Annotated in this window: 12 protein-coding genes; 5 read left to right on the forward strand and 7 right to left on the reverse strand. The window is 66.7% G+C overall.

Features of this window, described 5'->3' with window-relative positions:
• Positions 1–21: 21 nt before the first annotated feature.
• The 4 genes from F1C10_RS11025 to F1C10_RS11040 all read left to right on the forward strand — a co-directional run bounded on the left by F1C10_RS11025 (position 22) and on the right by F1C10_RS11040 (position 3,718).
• Positions 22–336: a PadR family transcriptional regulator gene (locus F1C10_RS11025; RefSeq protein ID WP_185206168.1), complete on the forward strand. Its 315-nt coding sequence runs from the start codon at positions 22–24 to the stop codon at positions 334–336.
• Positions 333–1,526 (forward strand): hypothetical protein, encoded by a 1,194-nt coding sequence (locus F1C10_RS11030; RefSeq protein WP_185206170.1) that lies wholly within the window; start codon positions 333–335, stop codon positions 1,524–1,526. Before F1C10_RS11025 ends, F1C10_RS11030 begins: the two co-directional genes overlap by 4 nt.
• A 219-nt stretch (positions 1,527–1,745) precedes the next feature.
• Positions 1,746–2,570, forward strand: a complete 825-nt coding sequence (locus F1C10_RS11035) for a hypothetical protein (RefSeq protein ID WP_185206172.1) — start codon at positions 1,746–1,748, stop codon at positions 2,568–2,570.
• Between the two features lie 50 nt (positions 2,571–2,620).
• The gene (locus tag F1C10_RS11040) at positions 2,621–3,718 is read left to right on the forward strand and encodes an acyltransferase (RefSeq protein ID WP_185206174.1); all 1,098 of its coding nucleotides are present in this window, start codon (positions 2,621–2,623) and stop codon (positions 3,716–3,718) included.
• Between the two features lie 132 nt (positions 3,719–3,850).
• Here the strand turns inward: F1C10_RS11040 and F1C10_RS11045 are convergent, their stop codons facing one another.
• The 7 genes from F1C10_RS11045 to F1C10_RS11075 form a co-directional block, all read right to left on the reverse strand.
• On the reverse strand, positions 3,851–4,537 hold the full coding sequence (locus F1C10_RS11045) for a response regulator transcription factor (protein WP_185206176.1): 687 nt from the start codon (positions 4,535–4,537) through the stop codon (positions 3,851–3,853).
• 1 nt (position 4,538) lies between these two features.
• Complete coding sequence (locus F1C10_RS11050) at positions 4,539–7,226, reverse strand: sensor histidine kinase KdpD (protein ID WP_185206178.1); 2,688 nt, start codon at positions 7,224–7,226, stop codon at positions 4,539–4,541.
• A complete protein-coding gene (gene kdpC, locus F1C10_RS11055; RefSeq protein ID WP_185206180.1) occupies positions 7,226–7,825 on the reverse strand; it encodes a potassium-transporting ATPase subunit KdpC in 600 nt (199 codons plus the stop codon). Before kdpC ends, F1C10_RS11050 begins: the two co-directional genes overlap by 1 nt.
• Positions 7,826–7,837: 12 nt before the next feature.
• On the reverse strand, positions 7,838–9,871 hold the full coding sequence (gene kdpB, locus F1C10_RS11060) for a potassium-transporting ATPase subunit KdpB (protein WP_185206182.1): 2,034 nt from the start codon (positions 9,869–9,871) through the stop codon (positions 7,838–7,840).
• Positions 9,872–9,883: 12 nt separating this feature from the next.
• Positions 9,884–11,602, reverse strand: coding sequence for a potassium-transporting ATPase subunit KdpA (gene kdpA / locus F1C10_RS11065; RefSeq protein WP_185206183.1), 1,719 nt, complete (start codon positions 11,600–11,602; stop codon positions 9,884–9,886).
• A gap of 13 nt (positions 11,603–11,615) precedes the next feature.
• A complete protein-coding gene (kdpF, locus tag F1C10_RS11070) occupies positions 11,616–11,705 on the reverse strand; it encodes a K(+)-transporting ATPase subunit F (protein ID WP_037488267.1) in 90 nt (29 codons plus the stop codon).
• Between the two features lie 113 nt (positions 11,706–11,818).
• Positions 11,819–12,697, reverse strand: a complete 879-nt coding sequence (locus F1C10_RS11075; protein WP_185206185.1) for a TorF family putative porin — start codon at positions 12,695–12,697, stop codon at positions 11,819–11,821.
• Positions 12,698–13,330: 633 nt separating this feature from the next.
• Here F1C10_RS11075 and F1C10_RS11080 point away from each other — a divergent pair.
• A complete protein-coding gene (locus F1C10_RS11080; protein WP_185206187.1) occupies positions 13,331–14,674 on the forward strand; it encodes a M24 family metallopeptidase in 1,344 nt (447 codons plus the stop codon).
• Positions 14,675–14,682 lie beyond the last annotated feature (8 nt).

Below are 14,682 nucleotides of genomic sequence, written 5' to 3' on the forward strand. Positions count from 1 at the left end.
TCTACCTAAGTAGATTTGTGAATGGTGACTCGTACCCGCGCCTTGTCTGGCCACGCCCGGAACGTTCTTTCGGCCCTGCTCGACGCAGGCGGCCGATGGTCGCACGGTTACGAACTGGCGAAATCGGCAAACGTGAAATCCGGCACGCTCTACCCGCTGCTCATTCGCCTCGAGGCGCAAGGCTATCTCGCGGCGGAATGGCAAACGGCGAACGAAGGCGGGCGCCCGCCGCGTCACGCCTATCGGCTGACCCCCAGCGGCATCGCGCTGGCGCGTGCCAATCCGCCCGGCCAAGTCCTGACCGACGCCGCCCGGCGTCGCCCGGCAACGACGTGAAAAACGGGCCAGCGCGGGCCGGCCTGCGCCGTCGCGTTGCGGACATCGCCTGCCGCGCGCTGCTCGCGGCCCTGCCGCCCGCCCAGCGCGGGTGGGGACAGGCGATCCGCTGTGAAACCTCCGCCATCACCGACGATAGCGGGGCGCTGCTTTTCGCGCTCGACAATTTGCGCGGGCTCCTGCCCCGCGCGATCGCAACGCGGCTTCGCCAAACCCTCGCCTCGCTGATCGGCGATCGCGCTTTCCTGTTCGGAGATACCACCAACATGACGATATTCGATGCCGCCTTCGATCGGCCACGCGTAGTCGGCATCGCCTGCGCCATCGGTGCCGTCATGCTCGGCCTCCTCTATATGACGATGGCGGGCGCTCCGCCGCGCTATCTCGCCATCAACGCCGGCGCGCTCGTGATCGGGCTGACGGTGCTGACGCTGCTGGGACGCACGACGCACACGCCGCGGCGGGCAGGCGACGCCATGATCGTTGCGATCGGCGCCGCACTGCTGGCGACGGCACTTCTGGGTGCGCGCGCGGACGGCGCCGCGCGCTGGATCAACGTGGGCGGACTGGTGATTCAGCCGACCTCGATCCTCGCGCCGGTGATGCTCGTCGTCTTTGCGCGCATCCGCACCGTGCCGGCGACCGCGGGCGTCGCACTCGCGGCGCTTGCCATCGCCCTGCAACCGGATCGGGCGATGGCCGGCATCCTCTTCTGCGGGCTTGCGACGCTCGCGATCGCGCGGCGCGACCGTCTCGTCGTCGCGGCGCTGATCGCCGCCGCCAGCGCGTTCGCCGCCACGCTCGCGCAGGCCGATACGCTGATCGCCGTCCCCTATGTCGACCAGATCCTCTTTTCTTCGTTCGACGTACACGCCGGCGCCGGGCTGGCGATCTGGGCCGGGCTCGCGCTGCTGCTGCTGCCGTCGATACTGGGCTGGTACCGGAACGACGGCGATCGCAGCTTCTACGCGATGTTCGGCGCAATCTGGCTGGCGACCATCCTGGCCGCTGCGCTCGGCAACTATCCCACGCCGGTGGTCGGTTACGGGGGCAGCGCGATCATCGGTTATGCGCTCAGCCTCATCGGCTTGCCGAAGAGCGCCGTCATGCAGGCAAGCGCCGCCACGCAGCGGCGCGGACGCGGGCAGGAAACGCTGCGCGACCGGCATTTGCGTGTCGGGATCGCCTGACCCGCTGGCGATATCCGCTCGAGCCTTGGCGCGCTAAGTCTATCAAGGCTGATTGGACCGAGTCCGCGGGCCGGCCGAGACGATCGGTCAGGATGTTGCCGATTGTCGACACCCGTATGAGGTGGACCGCGGCAGCGATAGCGCTATCATCGGGCAGATCGCCATCTTTCCTGTCGAGCTGACGCGCTATCGAAGCGGCGGCTGTTTTAGGAGCAAGTCTTGCCCGCCCGTCGACGTTTGATCCTGATCGCGCTGCTGATGTTGGCGTTACTGGTGGTTGTTGTCGTTGCCACGCCCTTCGTGTCCCGCATGGGTGACAAAGGCGATCGCATCACGGTCAAGACAGGGACAACGTATACGGCCGGTCAATATTACGGCGTCATCGCGCCCTGGGCGGTGATCGACCGACCCGTCATGCGGCAGTGGGCGAAATTGTCGGAGTCGATGTGGATCGACCTGCGTGCCTTTCCGGCGAACACGCGATTCAATTGGGCGTGGCCGCCGTACGCGCCGAGCTACGGCCCGGGGGTCTGGGGGTATCATCACCTCGGCTATGGCAATTACGACGGCGGCGCGCCGGAAAAACCGGTAACCCCGCGGCGGGTGCGTGACATTCGCATCCTGAAGACGGCGTTCGACTGGACCGGCGATTTCCGTTTCGGCGAGGCCACCGTGCTGAGCGAATTCTATCTGCGCCGCGATCCCGGCGACAGTGAATCGAAACAGATCGAAATCGGCTGGTTCTTTCACGTCTCCGCCGCGACGCGCAGGTTCGTCGCCGCCGGACGGTCGCTTGGTACCTACATCGATCCGACCGGCCGGCAATGGCGCGCCACATTGCAGGATCGGTTCCTGACCTTCTGGCCGAGCGATGGCCGTGACGTAGCGACCGGCGTCCTCGACATGCGCCACGCGCTTGGCTGGTTGACCGCGAAGGGATTGGCCAACCCCGGCGATTGGTTGACCGGCGTCGCAATTGGTGCCGAACCGATCAAGGGGTTCGGCAGCGTCGATATCAAACGGTGGCAGGTTCAGTTTCAGTGATACCGGCGCGCGATCGCGCTGACGCCGCTTCGCACGACCCGCTGGATGCCTTGCCAGCACCGCGTACGCGCGCGCAGGACGGGAGCACGCCGGGCGGGAGCACGCCGTTCTTCGCGACACTCGACGGACTACGCGGCATCGCAGCACTCGCCGTCGTCACCACGCACTACAAATCGATGCTCGCCGGCTGGTCGTTTGCGAGCGCGTATCTTGCGGTCGATCTGTTCTTCATCGTCAGCGGGATCGTGATCGAATATGCATATGGCAACCGGCTGGCACACGGGTTGCAACCGGGCCGCTTCATGGCGGTGCGCCTGCTGCGCCTGATGCCGCTCTATGTTATCGGACAGGCGATCGGCGTCACCGTCGTTTTGCTCGCGCTGATTGCCGGCCAGTCGAACTGGACGCTTGGGGGGCTGCTGCCGGTTGCCCTCCTTGGCGTGCTGATGATCCCCAATTTCCTGCCGGCGCCGCGCAGCGATCTGTTTCCGCTCGATGTCCCCTGCTGGTCGCTGTTCTGGGAATTGTTCATCAACCTCGCCTACGCCGCGTTGCTGCGCGGCCTGTCGAACCGGACGCTAGTGATCGTGTTTGTCGTTGCGCAGGCGCTGCTGGCGTTCGCCGCCACCCATCTCGGCAGCATCGATTTCGGCAGCGAGTGGTACCACGCCGAAATCGGCGCGCTTCGCGTGACGGCAGGGTTCACCCTCGGCGTGCTGATCGCCCGCCTCCATCGCCGGCGGCAGCCGCTGCGCGCCTGGCTGCCCGCCCCGCTCGTCCTCGCGCTCGCCGCGATGGTACTCGCCCTGCCGGTGTCGTACGGATGGGCGAAGGACCTGCTGGCAACCACGCTGGCCTTCCCGCTGCTGTGCCTCGCCGCGCTGGCCCATCAACCGCGCGCGATCAGGGTCTATGCGCTGCTCGGAACGCTATCCTATCCCTTGTACATCGTGCATGCCACGCTGCCGATCGAGCGCGTGACAATGTTGCTTACTGGCCGCGATGCCGCTGCGTTCGCGCCGGCGCTCGGCATCGTTGCAATGATCTCAGCCTGCGTGCTCGCACTGCTGCTCGCCCGATTCTATGATCAGCCGCTCCGCCGCCGTCTCGGCAGCACGCTTCGACGCGATCGGATCGCCGCACTGTAGCGAGCACGGCGAATGCGACGAAACGCGGTAGGCGCTAAATCCGCTCCGCGGCACGGAAATGCCGATAGCATCGCGCCAGCGCAGATTGCTATCTGCATAAGCCTGCCCCCCACTGCAGGCGCCTCCTATCCCTCAAGGCTCGGCCCGCAAGCGATAGCCGACGCCCAGTTCGTTGGCGATGACGCTGCCGACCGGCCCCGGCATTTCGAGCTTCTGACGCAGGTTGCGGATGACGATACGCAGATATTCGACGCGCGGTTCTTCGTTGGCGCCCCAGCAGGCCGCCATCACCCGTTCATGCGTGACGACACGCCCCAGGTGACGCGCGAGGAGGCTCAGCACGTCATACTCCTTGCGCGTAAGGTGAATCTCGTCGGTCGCGCGCCGAACGATCCGCCGATCGAGATCGATGGTAAGATCGCCGCGCCGGACGATCGTCGGCGTTTTCTCCGCCATGCCTTGATGACGCAGCGCGACGCGCAGTCGCGCAAGAAGCTCTTCGGTGTCGAACGGTTTGGTCACGAAATCGTCCGCGCCAAGATCAAGCGCTGCGACCTTTTCGTCCACGGCATCGCGCGCGGATATGATCAGGATCACCGCATCGCCCTTTGCACGAAGCAACGGAATGATGCTGAGACCGTCGCGATCGGGAAGGCCGAGGTCGAGAAGGATCGCACCGGGGTTTTCGGCGGCCGCCTGCCGAAGCGCGTCCTTCGCGTCCCCTGCCTCGACCACGGTGTAATCCGCCCGGATCAGCGTGCTACGCAGCAGACGACGGATCGCGGCGTCGTCATCGACCACGAGAACTTTGGCGGGCATGTCAGGTGGCACCTTCGATCATGATATCGCGGACGATCAAGGCCGGTGGAAAAACCAGGGCAAAGGCGGCACCCTTGCTGTCCGGCCGATTGGTTGCCTCGACGATCATTCCCATCGCTTCCGCGAAGGCTTTTACGATGGCGAGCCCCAGTCCGGTGCCGCCGATCGCGCGATCAGACCCTTCCAGTCGCCTGAAAGTCTCGAAAACCTCACTTTCGCGACCTGGCGGAAGACCGGGGCCGTGATCGAGAACGGCAAGCCGCAACTCGCCGAAGCGGTTACGACCTTCGATAACGACCTCCGTTCCCGGTTCGCCGTAGCGACCGGCATTGTCGAGCAGGTTGAGCAGGCAATGATGCAGCAATTGCGGGTCGGCACGTACCAACGGCAGATCGGGCGGGACGTCGAGGCGGACGGCATGTCCTTCCAGCGCCCGCCGCGCGTCGTGCGCCGCACTCGTGACCGCGTCGCTCAGATCGATCGCCTCGACCTTCAGCTTCAGCGCGCCGGCTTCGACACGTGCCATGTCGAGCAGGTTGGCGACGAAGCGGTTCAGCCGCTGTGCCTCGCTTTCAATCGTGCCGATCAACTGGGGGGTTGCCCCCTGATGCAGTTGCGCCGCGGCCGCGATCACGGCGGTCAGCGGCGTGCGCAGATCGTGGCTGACCGAAGAGAGCAGCGCTGCCCGCAGCCGGTCCCGCGTGCGAACCACGTCGACATCGCGCATCTCGGTCTGCAGGCGCAGGCGCTCGAGCACCAGCGCCGCCTGATCGATCAGACTGCTGAGCAGCGGTAACTGGTCGGCGCGGATCGGACTTCCGGGCCGGTCGCTCGCCACACCCAGCACACCCAACACCCGGTCACTCGCCTTCATCGGCTGGAACAGCCATTCCGACGCGGCGAGCGTACCCGACCCTTTTCCTGCGGTGCTGCCGGTGTCGAACGCCCAGCTCGCTGCGGCATTGTCCATCGTCTCGAGCCGATAGCTTGGGTCACTCGCGGCCAATATAGTAAGCTCGGCGCCATCAGTCCGCCCGAGCAGCACGACCTGCACGTCGAGCAGACGACTGACATCGTCACAGATCATCTGCGCCGCGAGATCAAAATCGTTGACGCTCGCGATCTGGCGCAGAAAGCCTGCCAGCGTCGCGTTGGTACGCGCGCTGGCGCTGGCAAGATCGGCTTGCGCTCTCACCCGCGCGGTCAATTGGCTGGTGGCGATCGCGATGCCCAGCAGGACGATCACCGATATCAGATTTTCCGGATTGCTGATCGTCAGCGTGCCGGTCGGCGGCAGGAAGAAGAAATTGTACGCAAGGCTCGAAGCGATTCCGGCGTACAGGCCGGTGCGCAAGCCGAAGAAGCTGGCCGCGGCCATGACCGGCAGCAGGTAAAGCAATGCGACGTTGCCCAGGTTCAGGATCTGGAACAGCGCAGATGCGAGGGCGGTGACGGCCGCGACCATCGCGGTCGTGAATGCATAGCCGGTCGGGGTACCCCATTGTCTCCGGCCGCGCCTAACGCGCTGCCTCGCGGGCGAGGAGGCCGGCATCGGGAGGACGTGAACTGTCACATCGGGGGTGTCGCGGACCAGCTTGTCGACCACGGACCCATGAAGGAGTTCGAACCAGCGGGAGCGGTTGGATTTTCCGAGCACCAATTGCGTAGCGCGCAAGTCGACCAGCACGGACTGGATACCGGTTACGACATTTTCTGCCGGTACGGTCGCGACCGCCCCGCCAAGCTGGGTCGCCAGCGTCATCGTCGCGGCAATTCGGACGTGCTGTTCGTCGGTGAAGTGCGCAGCACGCGGCGTTTCGATGAACACCGCGGTCCAAGGACCACGCAGACCATCGGCGACGCGCTTGGCGGCGCGTACCAGCGCATCGCAGCCCGGCAATTCGCTGATCGCCACGACGATCCGGTCGCTGCCGGCCCACGTGCCGCCCAGCCCCAGCGCGCGAACGTCGTCGAGCATGCGGGCATCGACCGCCTGGGCCGCCCGGCGCAGTGCCAGTTCACGCAACGCGGACAAGTTCGATTTCGAGAAGAAATGGCCGAGCGCGCGGGTCGCCTCGGCGGGCAGATAGACCTTACCCGCCTTCAGCCGTTCGATCAGCTCGTCTGGCGGGATATCGACGACCTCGATCTCCGCCATCTCGAGGATGCTGTCGGGAACCGTTTCGCGCACGCGCACGCGGGTGAAACTGGCGACGACGTCGTTCAGGCTCTCCACGTGCTGGATGTTGACGGTCGAGTAGACGTCGATCCCCGCCGCCAGCAGCTCCTCGACGTCCTGATAGCGTTTCGGGTGGCGGCTGCCCGGCGCGTTGGTGTGCGCCAGTTCGTCGACCAGCACGAGCCGCGGCGCCCGCGCGAGGATCGCGTCGAGATCCATCTCGCGCAGCGTGCGCCCCTCGTAGGCAACGTCGCGTCGCGTGATGATCTCGTGACCGCGGGTCAGCGCCTCCGTCTCGATGCGGCCGTGCGTCTCGACGATGCCGACCACCACGTCCACGCCATCGCGCCGCCGCGCGATCCCTTCCGACAGCATCTCGTACGTCTTGCCGACGCCCGGCGCCGCGCCGAGAAAGATCTTCAAACGTCCGCGGCCCTCCTGTGCGACAGCGCGCAGCAGGGCATCCGGATCGGGCCGCCCCCCCTCCTGTCCCGCGCCGGCGATTGCCATCAGCGCACAGGCGCCGCTGGCCTGCCGTCACGCGCCTGCGCATCGAGCGCCTGGTTGAGCGCCAGCACATTGACGTGCGGGTCGCCGAGGATCGAACGCTCGGTCCGTTCACGCACCAGCGCGTGGACCCGATCGAGCGTGATCCCACGGACACGTGCGACGCGCGGCGCCTGTGCCAGTGCGGCGGCGGGCGACAGGTCAGGGTCGAGACCCGACCCGCTCGCGGTGACGAGGTCGCCCGGGATCGGCCCGGCCATGCCCTCGGCCCGCCGCTTGGCGACATCGGGGGTCACGCGATCGACCAGCGCCTGCGCCGTCGGCCCGAGGTTCGAGCCGGAGGACGCAAGCCCGTCATAGCCCTTGCCCGCCGCGGACGGCCGCGTCTGGAAGTAGCGATCGGCGGTGAACGCCTGTCCGACCACTGCCGAGCCGATCACCGTGCCATCGGCGCCGCGCACTAGGCTGCCGTTGGCCTGGCGTGGAAAGATCGCCTGCCCGATGCCGGTCATCGCCAGCGGATAGGCGAGCCCGAGAAGCGCGGCAAACAGGATCGTCATGACGATCGCCGGACGCAGCGCGGAGGAGAAGTCCTTACCCATCACTCTATTCCCTTACGCTAGGCCGAGGCCGCCGACCACGAGGTCGATGATCTTGATGCCGACGAACGGCGCGACGAGACCGCCGAGGCCGTAGACGGCGAGATTGCGCGCGAGCAGCGGGCCTGCCGCCATCGGCTTGTAGGCGACGCCTTTCAACGCCAGCGGCACCAGCAGCGGGATGATCAGCGCGTTGAAGATGATCGCCGACAGGATCGCGCTTTCCGGCGTGGCGAGCCCCATGACGTTGAGCACGCCAAGGCCGGGATAGAGCGCGACGAACATCGCCGGGATGATCGCGAAATATTTCGCGACGTCGTTCGCGACGGAGAAGGTGGTCAGCGCGCCACGCGTCATCAGCAGCTGCTTGCCGAGCCCGACGACCTCGATCAGCTTGGTCGGATCGCTGTCGAGATCGACCATGTTGCCCGCCTCGCGCGCGGCCTGCGTGCCGGTGTTCATCGCGACGCCGACGTCGGCCTGCGCCAGCGCGGGCGCGTCGTTGGTGCCGTCACCGCACATCGCGACGAGCTTGCCACCGGTCTGCTCCTTGCGGATCAGCGCCAACTTGCCCTCGGGCGTCGCCTGCGCGAGGAAATCGTCGACGCCGGCCTCGGCCGCGATCGCCGCGGCGGTCAGCGGGTTGTCGCCGGTGATCATCACCGTGCGGATGCCCATCGTGCGCAGTTCGCCGAAACGCTCGCGGATGCCCGCCTTGACGACATCCTTGAGGAAGATCGCGCCGAGCAGGCGGCCGTCCTTCGCCACCGCCAGCGGCGTGCCGCCGGCGCGCGCGATCTCGTCGGTGATGCGCCGCAGTTCCGTCGCCGCGGCGGTCTCGCCTGATCCGGCATTGGCGCGCAGGATCGAATCGACCGCGCCCTTCTGAATCAGCGTGTCACCTGCCTTGATCCCCGACACGCGCGTCTGCGCGGTGAAGGCGATGACCTCAGCGCCCTCGGGCATCGGCCGCTGCAGGTTGAACCTGTCGCGCGCGAGGAGGACGATCGAGCGCCCCTCGGGTGTCTCGTCGGCGAGGCTGGCGAGCAGCGCCGCTTCGGCGAGCTCGGCATCGCTCGTCCCGCCGACTGCGCGGAACTCGCTCGCCTGGCGATCGCCGATCGTGATCGTGCCCGTCTTGTCGAGCAGCAGCACGTCGATGTCGCCCGCCGCCTCCACCGCGCGGCCCGACTTGGCGAGCACGTTGAAGCGCACCAGCCGGTCCATCCCCGCGATACCGATCGCCGAGAGCAGCGCCGCGATCGTTGTCGGAATGAGCGTGATAAGCAGTGCCGCTAGGACCGCGACGGGGATGCTGCCCCCCGCGTAGGACGCGAAGCCCGGGATCGTGCCGACCGCGATCAGGAAGATGATCGTCAGGCCGACGAGCAGGATCGTGAGCGCCACTTCGTTGGGCGTTTTCTGCCGCTCGGCCCCCTCGACCAGCGCGATCATACGGTCGAGGAAGCCCTTGCCGGGCTCCACCGTTACCTTGACGCGGATCTCGTCGGAGATGACACGCGTGCCCGCCGTCACCGCCGATCGGTCGCCGCCCGCCTCGCGGATCACCGGCGCGCTCTCGCCGGTGATCGCCGCCTCGTTGACACTCGCGACACCCGAGACGACTTCACCGTCGGAGGGGATCAGGTCGTTGGTCTCGACCAGCACGATGTCGCCGACCTTCAGCTGGCTGGCGGGCACGTCGTCATATTGCCGCCCGTCACCCTTCAGCCGCTTGGCCACGAGTTCGGCCTTTGTCGCGCGCAAGCTCGCCGCCTGCGCCTTGCCGCGCCCCTCAGCCAGCGCTTCGGCGAACGTGCCGAACAGCACCGTCAGCCACAGCCACACAGCAAGCTGCGCCTTGAACGCGACGCTGAGAGTATCCTGCCCGACGACGAGCAGGACCGTCATCAGCGCCGCCACCGCGGCAGTGACGAGCATGACGGGGTTGCGGACGAGCTCCTTTGGGTTGAGCTTCAGGAACGATGCCTTGATCGCCGGCACGACGAGATCGGCCGTGAACAGGCTTTTGGTTTCGGACTTTGCCATCGTGGCCTCTCGTCAGAACAGCTGGCCGCGGATCATCGCGAGATGATCGGCGATGGGACCGAGCGCGAGGCTCGGGAGGAAGGTGAGGCCACCCAGGATCAGGATGATCCCGACGAGCAGGCCGACCCACAGGCCGCCGGTGGTCGGGAACGAGCCCGCGCTTTCCGGCGTGTACTTCTTCGCCGAAAGGCTGCCGGCAATCGCCAGCATCGGCACGATCACGAAGAAGCGGCCGAACCACATCGCGAGCCCGAGCAGGCCGTTGTAGTAGGGCGTGTTGGCGGTCAGCCCGGCGAAGGCCGATCCGTTGTTCCCCACCGCGCTGGTGAAGGCGTAGAGGATCTCCGAGAAGCCGCGCGGCCCCTTGTTGAGCGGCCCGGCGAGCCCCTGCTGCAGCACGCTCGACAGCGCGGTGAAGCCCAGGATGACGAGCGGCAGCACCGCGATCGCCAGCACGGCGAGCTTGACCTCGCGGCTCTCGATCTTCTTGCCGACATATTCGGGCGTGCGCCCCACCATCAGCCCGGCGACGAACACCGCCAGGATCGCGAAGAGCAGGAAGCCGTAGATCCCGGCGCCAACGCCGCCGATCACGACTTCGCCCAATTGCATGTTGAACAGCGGGATCATGCCGCCGAGCGCGGTGAAGCTGTCGTGCATGCTGTTGACCGCGCCGCACGACGCCGCGGTGGTGACGACGGAGAACAGCGCGCTGGCGGCGATGCCGAAGCGCACTTCCTTCCCCTCCATATTGCCGCCCGCGACGCCGAGCTTGTGCAGGATCGGATTGCCCGCCGCCTCTTGCGCGTAAGTGACCGCGACGCCGGCGAGGAAGAGGATCAGCATCGCCGAGAGGATCGCCCAGCCCTGGCGCGTGTTGCCCACCGCCTTGCCGAACGTCCACGTCAGCCCGAAGCCGATGAGGAAGATCGACAGCATCTGGACAAGATTGGTGAGCGCGGTCGGATTCTCGAACGGGTGCGCCGAATTGGCGTTGAAGAAGCCGCCACCATTGGTGCCGAGCATCTTGATCGCTTCCTGGCTCGCGACCGGGCCAGTCACCAGCGTCTGCGCGGCGCCTTCCAGCGTCCGGATCGCGATCGTGCCGTCCATCGTCTGCGGCACGCCGCTGCCGATCAGGAACAGCGTGTAGACGATGCAGATCGGCAGCAGCAGGTAGAGCGTGACGCGCGTCACGTCCGCCCAGAAATTGCCGATCGCCCCCCCTTTTCCATTTGGCCCCTCGCGGCGCGCGAAGCCGCGAAACAGCGCGAAGGCGAGTGCGATGCCCGTCGCCGCCGACAGGAAGTTGTGGATCGTCAGCCCCAGCATCTGGCTGAGGTTCGACATGGTGCTCTCGCCGCCATAGCTCTGCCAGTTGGTGTTGGTGGTGAAGCTGATCGCGGTGTTGAACGCGAGATGCGGCGACAGCCCCGCCAGCCCCTGCGGATTGCCCGGTAGCACACCCTGCAGCCGCAGGACCGCGTAGGTCAGGATCAGCAACGACACGTTGAACAGCAACATGTGCACCGCGTAGCGGCGCCACCCCTGCTCCTGCGCGGGGTCGATGCCGGCGAGCGTGTAGAAGCCGCGCTCGACGGGGCCGAGCACGACGTGCAGCGGCGTGCGCCGCCCTTCGTACAGCGCGTGGAGCCACAGGCCCGCGGGCTTGGTCAACGCCAGCAGGATGCCGACGAAGAGGAGGATCAGGAACCAGCCCTGAAATGTCATCGCACCGCTCCCTTCAGAAGCGTTCAGGGCGGATCAGCACCGCCACCAGGTAGATGAGGAGGCCGGCAGCGGTGAGCGCCGCGAGCCAGAGGTCGAGTGTCATTGCCGGGCTCCCCTCAAGCGCTGTCGCACAGGCGGGCATAGGCGAGCGTCAGCGCGAACAGCCCGATGATGATGCCGATCCACAGTAGGTCCTGCATTGCTATCCTCCGGTGATCAGAAGGCGGCGGTCAGCGAGACGACGAGCGTGCCGCCGGCGATGGTGCCGGTGCCGTCCTGGCCCTTGCTGAAGCTGGGGCGAAGGAAGGTCGCCTCTCGGTTGGAGATGTCGGTGTCGACGTAGCTGACGTTGAAGGTCAGGTTCTTGTACGTGGCATCGGCGCCGAGCGACCAATCCCAGTATTCGCCGGTCGGCGACACCGCGGTCGCGTTGGGGCCGAGCCCGTTCTGTCCCCAGCTGTGGCCGACGTGCGCTTTGGCGGTGAATGGCGTACCCGCCAGCGCCAGCGCGCCGTCGCCCCACAGATAGAGGTTGTCGTCCTTGTCGCCGGGGTTGGTGTAGACGCCGGCCGCCGCATCGGCGCCGGTGTTGTACCATTTGCCGATCGCCTGCTGCTCGGGCGCATAGGCGACGCCCGCGGTCAGCGTCGCCGGGCCGGCGGTGCCGGTCAGCTTGACATAGGATTCGGCGAAATCGGTCTTATCGGCGCCGCCCGGATACATGTACCACGTCAGCCCGACGTCCAGCGTCGCATTGTCGGCGAGCTGCGCCTTGTAGCCGCCGATCAGGTCGAGCTCCATGTTGGCGCCGCCGAACGTGCCCCAGCCGGCAAGATTCGATGCCCAGACGCCGGCGTAGAGGCCGCTGTCGTGCGACACGGTGATGCCGCCTTGTACCGCCATTTCCTTGTCGGACTGCGACACGCCGCGGAAGCGATAGTCGGACGCGATCGCTGCCGAGCCGCTGATCGCGACGGCGGGCGGCGGCGCCGTTTCTGCCACCGCTTCGGCCCCGGCCTCAGCCGTCGACTGCGCCTGCGCGGCGACCGGCACCGACAGGCTGGCGATGACAGCCGCCGCGAAATGAAACCTCATTCTACACCCCTTCGACCGGCACGTCGGCGACCGACGTGCCTTCAGGGCCGTGCGATTAGGCGCATCCAGCGTAGCAATTCGAGATCGATTCCGGGAAAAGGCATAGTGCGCGCATATAGCTGATGCGTTTTTCCGACGCCGTTCGCGCCTGACATGCGCCGGCCGTGACGATCGCGCGGAACGGTGACGGCACCGACCCGTACGACGCTGATGCTGGTGTTGCGCGCGATCGCTGTCGAACCCAGCGTACGCCGCCGCACGGCTGGTCGGGCAAATGAGGTTTGCTGCGGTTCGCGATAGAACGATCGCCGATCGTCATCGGCCGTAGTGTCCGGCGGTCGATCAGGCCCGATGGGGAAGAAGCAGAACGGAGGAGTGATGCACTTCCCCGTCCTGCTTCCCCAACGCACGGCCATGATACGCAAGCCGCAATGCGCGCTCTACGGCTATCGTGCTTAATGCTCCGTGTTGGCTTCGTTGTCCGGCGTGCAGCTTCGCGGACACGGCCGGGCCTCCAGGATCCGCCGGTCGCGTGGCCCGACCCCGTAAGACGCGCTTCACAACACGCTCCAATCAAACTACCACATGCATAGCGAACAAAAGTTCGACAAGCGAACACACAGGAGTTTGACGATGGGGGCGTTCACCTTGGCCTTGGCGCTTGCGGCGGGATCGGCGCCCGCTGCGGCGGATTTCCACGCGCACGCCATGCCGGCCATCCTCCCGCTCGAGCGCCGCGCCGAGACCGAGGATCGCTGGCTCAAGCTGCGGCTCGAGCGCGTCCTGCCGACGCTGATGCGCCGCGACAAGGTACAGATGTGGGTGCTCGTCGCAGGCGAGTATAACGAGGATCCCGTCGTCGAGACGATGCTGCCGGCAACCTGGCTTCACGCCCGGCGCCGCACCATCCTCGTCTTCTTCGACCCCGGCGACGGCAAGCCGATCGAGAAGCTCGCGCTCGCGCGCTATCCGGTCGGCGACTTCAAGCCCGCGTGGAATCCCGACGAGCAGCCCGATCAATGGGCCGAGCTCGCCAGGATCATCGCCGCGCGCAACCCCGCGACGATCGCGCTCAACCGGTCGGAGGAGTTTCCGCTCGCCGACGGCCTCAGCGCGACGCATTACGAGGCGATCGTGCGCGCGATCGGCCCCGATTTCGCCAAGCGCCTCGTCAGCCCGGAGCGCCTGCCGCTCGGCTGGCTCGAAACGCGCATTCCCGAAGAGATGGCGAGCTATCCCACCATCTCGCGGATCTCGCACGCGATCATCGAAGAAGGGTTCTCGGAGCGCGTCATCACGCCTGGCGTCACCACGTCGGACGACGTCGTGTGGTGGTTCCGCAACCGCATCAACCAGCTGGGGCTCGACACCTGGTTCCAGCCGAGCGTCGCGATCCAGCGTGCCGATGGCGGCGCGTTCAGCGTGCAGGAGATGGGCCATCGCGGCGCGACGATCATCATGCCCGGCGACATGCTGCACGTCGATTTCGGCATCACCTACCTCGGGCTCAACACCGATATCCAGCGCCTCGCCTATGTCCTGAAACCCGGCGAGACGCAGGCGCCAAAGGGCCTGCGCGACGGTATGGCGGCGATGAACCGCGTGCGCGCGGCGACGATCGCGGCGCTGAAGCCGGGGCGCACCGGCAACGAGGTGCTCGCCGCCGCGCGGCGGCAGGTGGAGGCGGAGAAGATCGACGGCACGATCTACTCGCACCCGATCGGCTTCCACGGCCACGCCGCCGGCGCGCCGATCGGCGCGTGGGAGAGCCAGGCGCCGGCGCCGCACCGCGGCGAGTATCGCATCGATCCCAACACCGCCTGGTCGATCGAACTCAATGCGCAGGCCAACGTGCCCGAATGGGGCGGGCAGAAAGTGCGCTTCATGCACGAGGAGAACGGCTTCCTGTCGCCCGACGGCAGCTTCCGCTTCCTCGATGGCGGGCAGGAGGATTTCATCCTGGTGCCCCGGCCCTGAGCCGAAAG

Source organism: Sphingomonas sp. NBWT7, assembly GCF_014217605.1.
Classification (GTDB): Bacteria; Pseudomonadota; Alphaproteobacteria; order Sphingomonadales; family Sphingomonadaceae; genus Sphingomonas.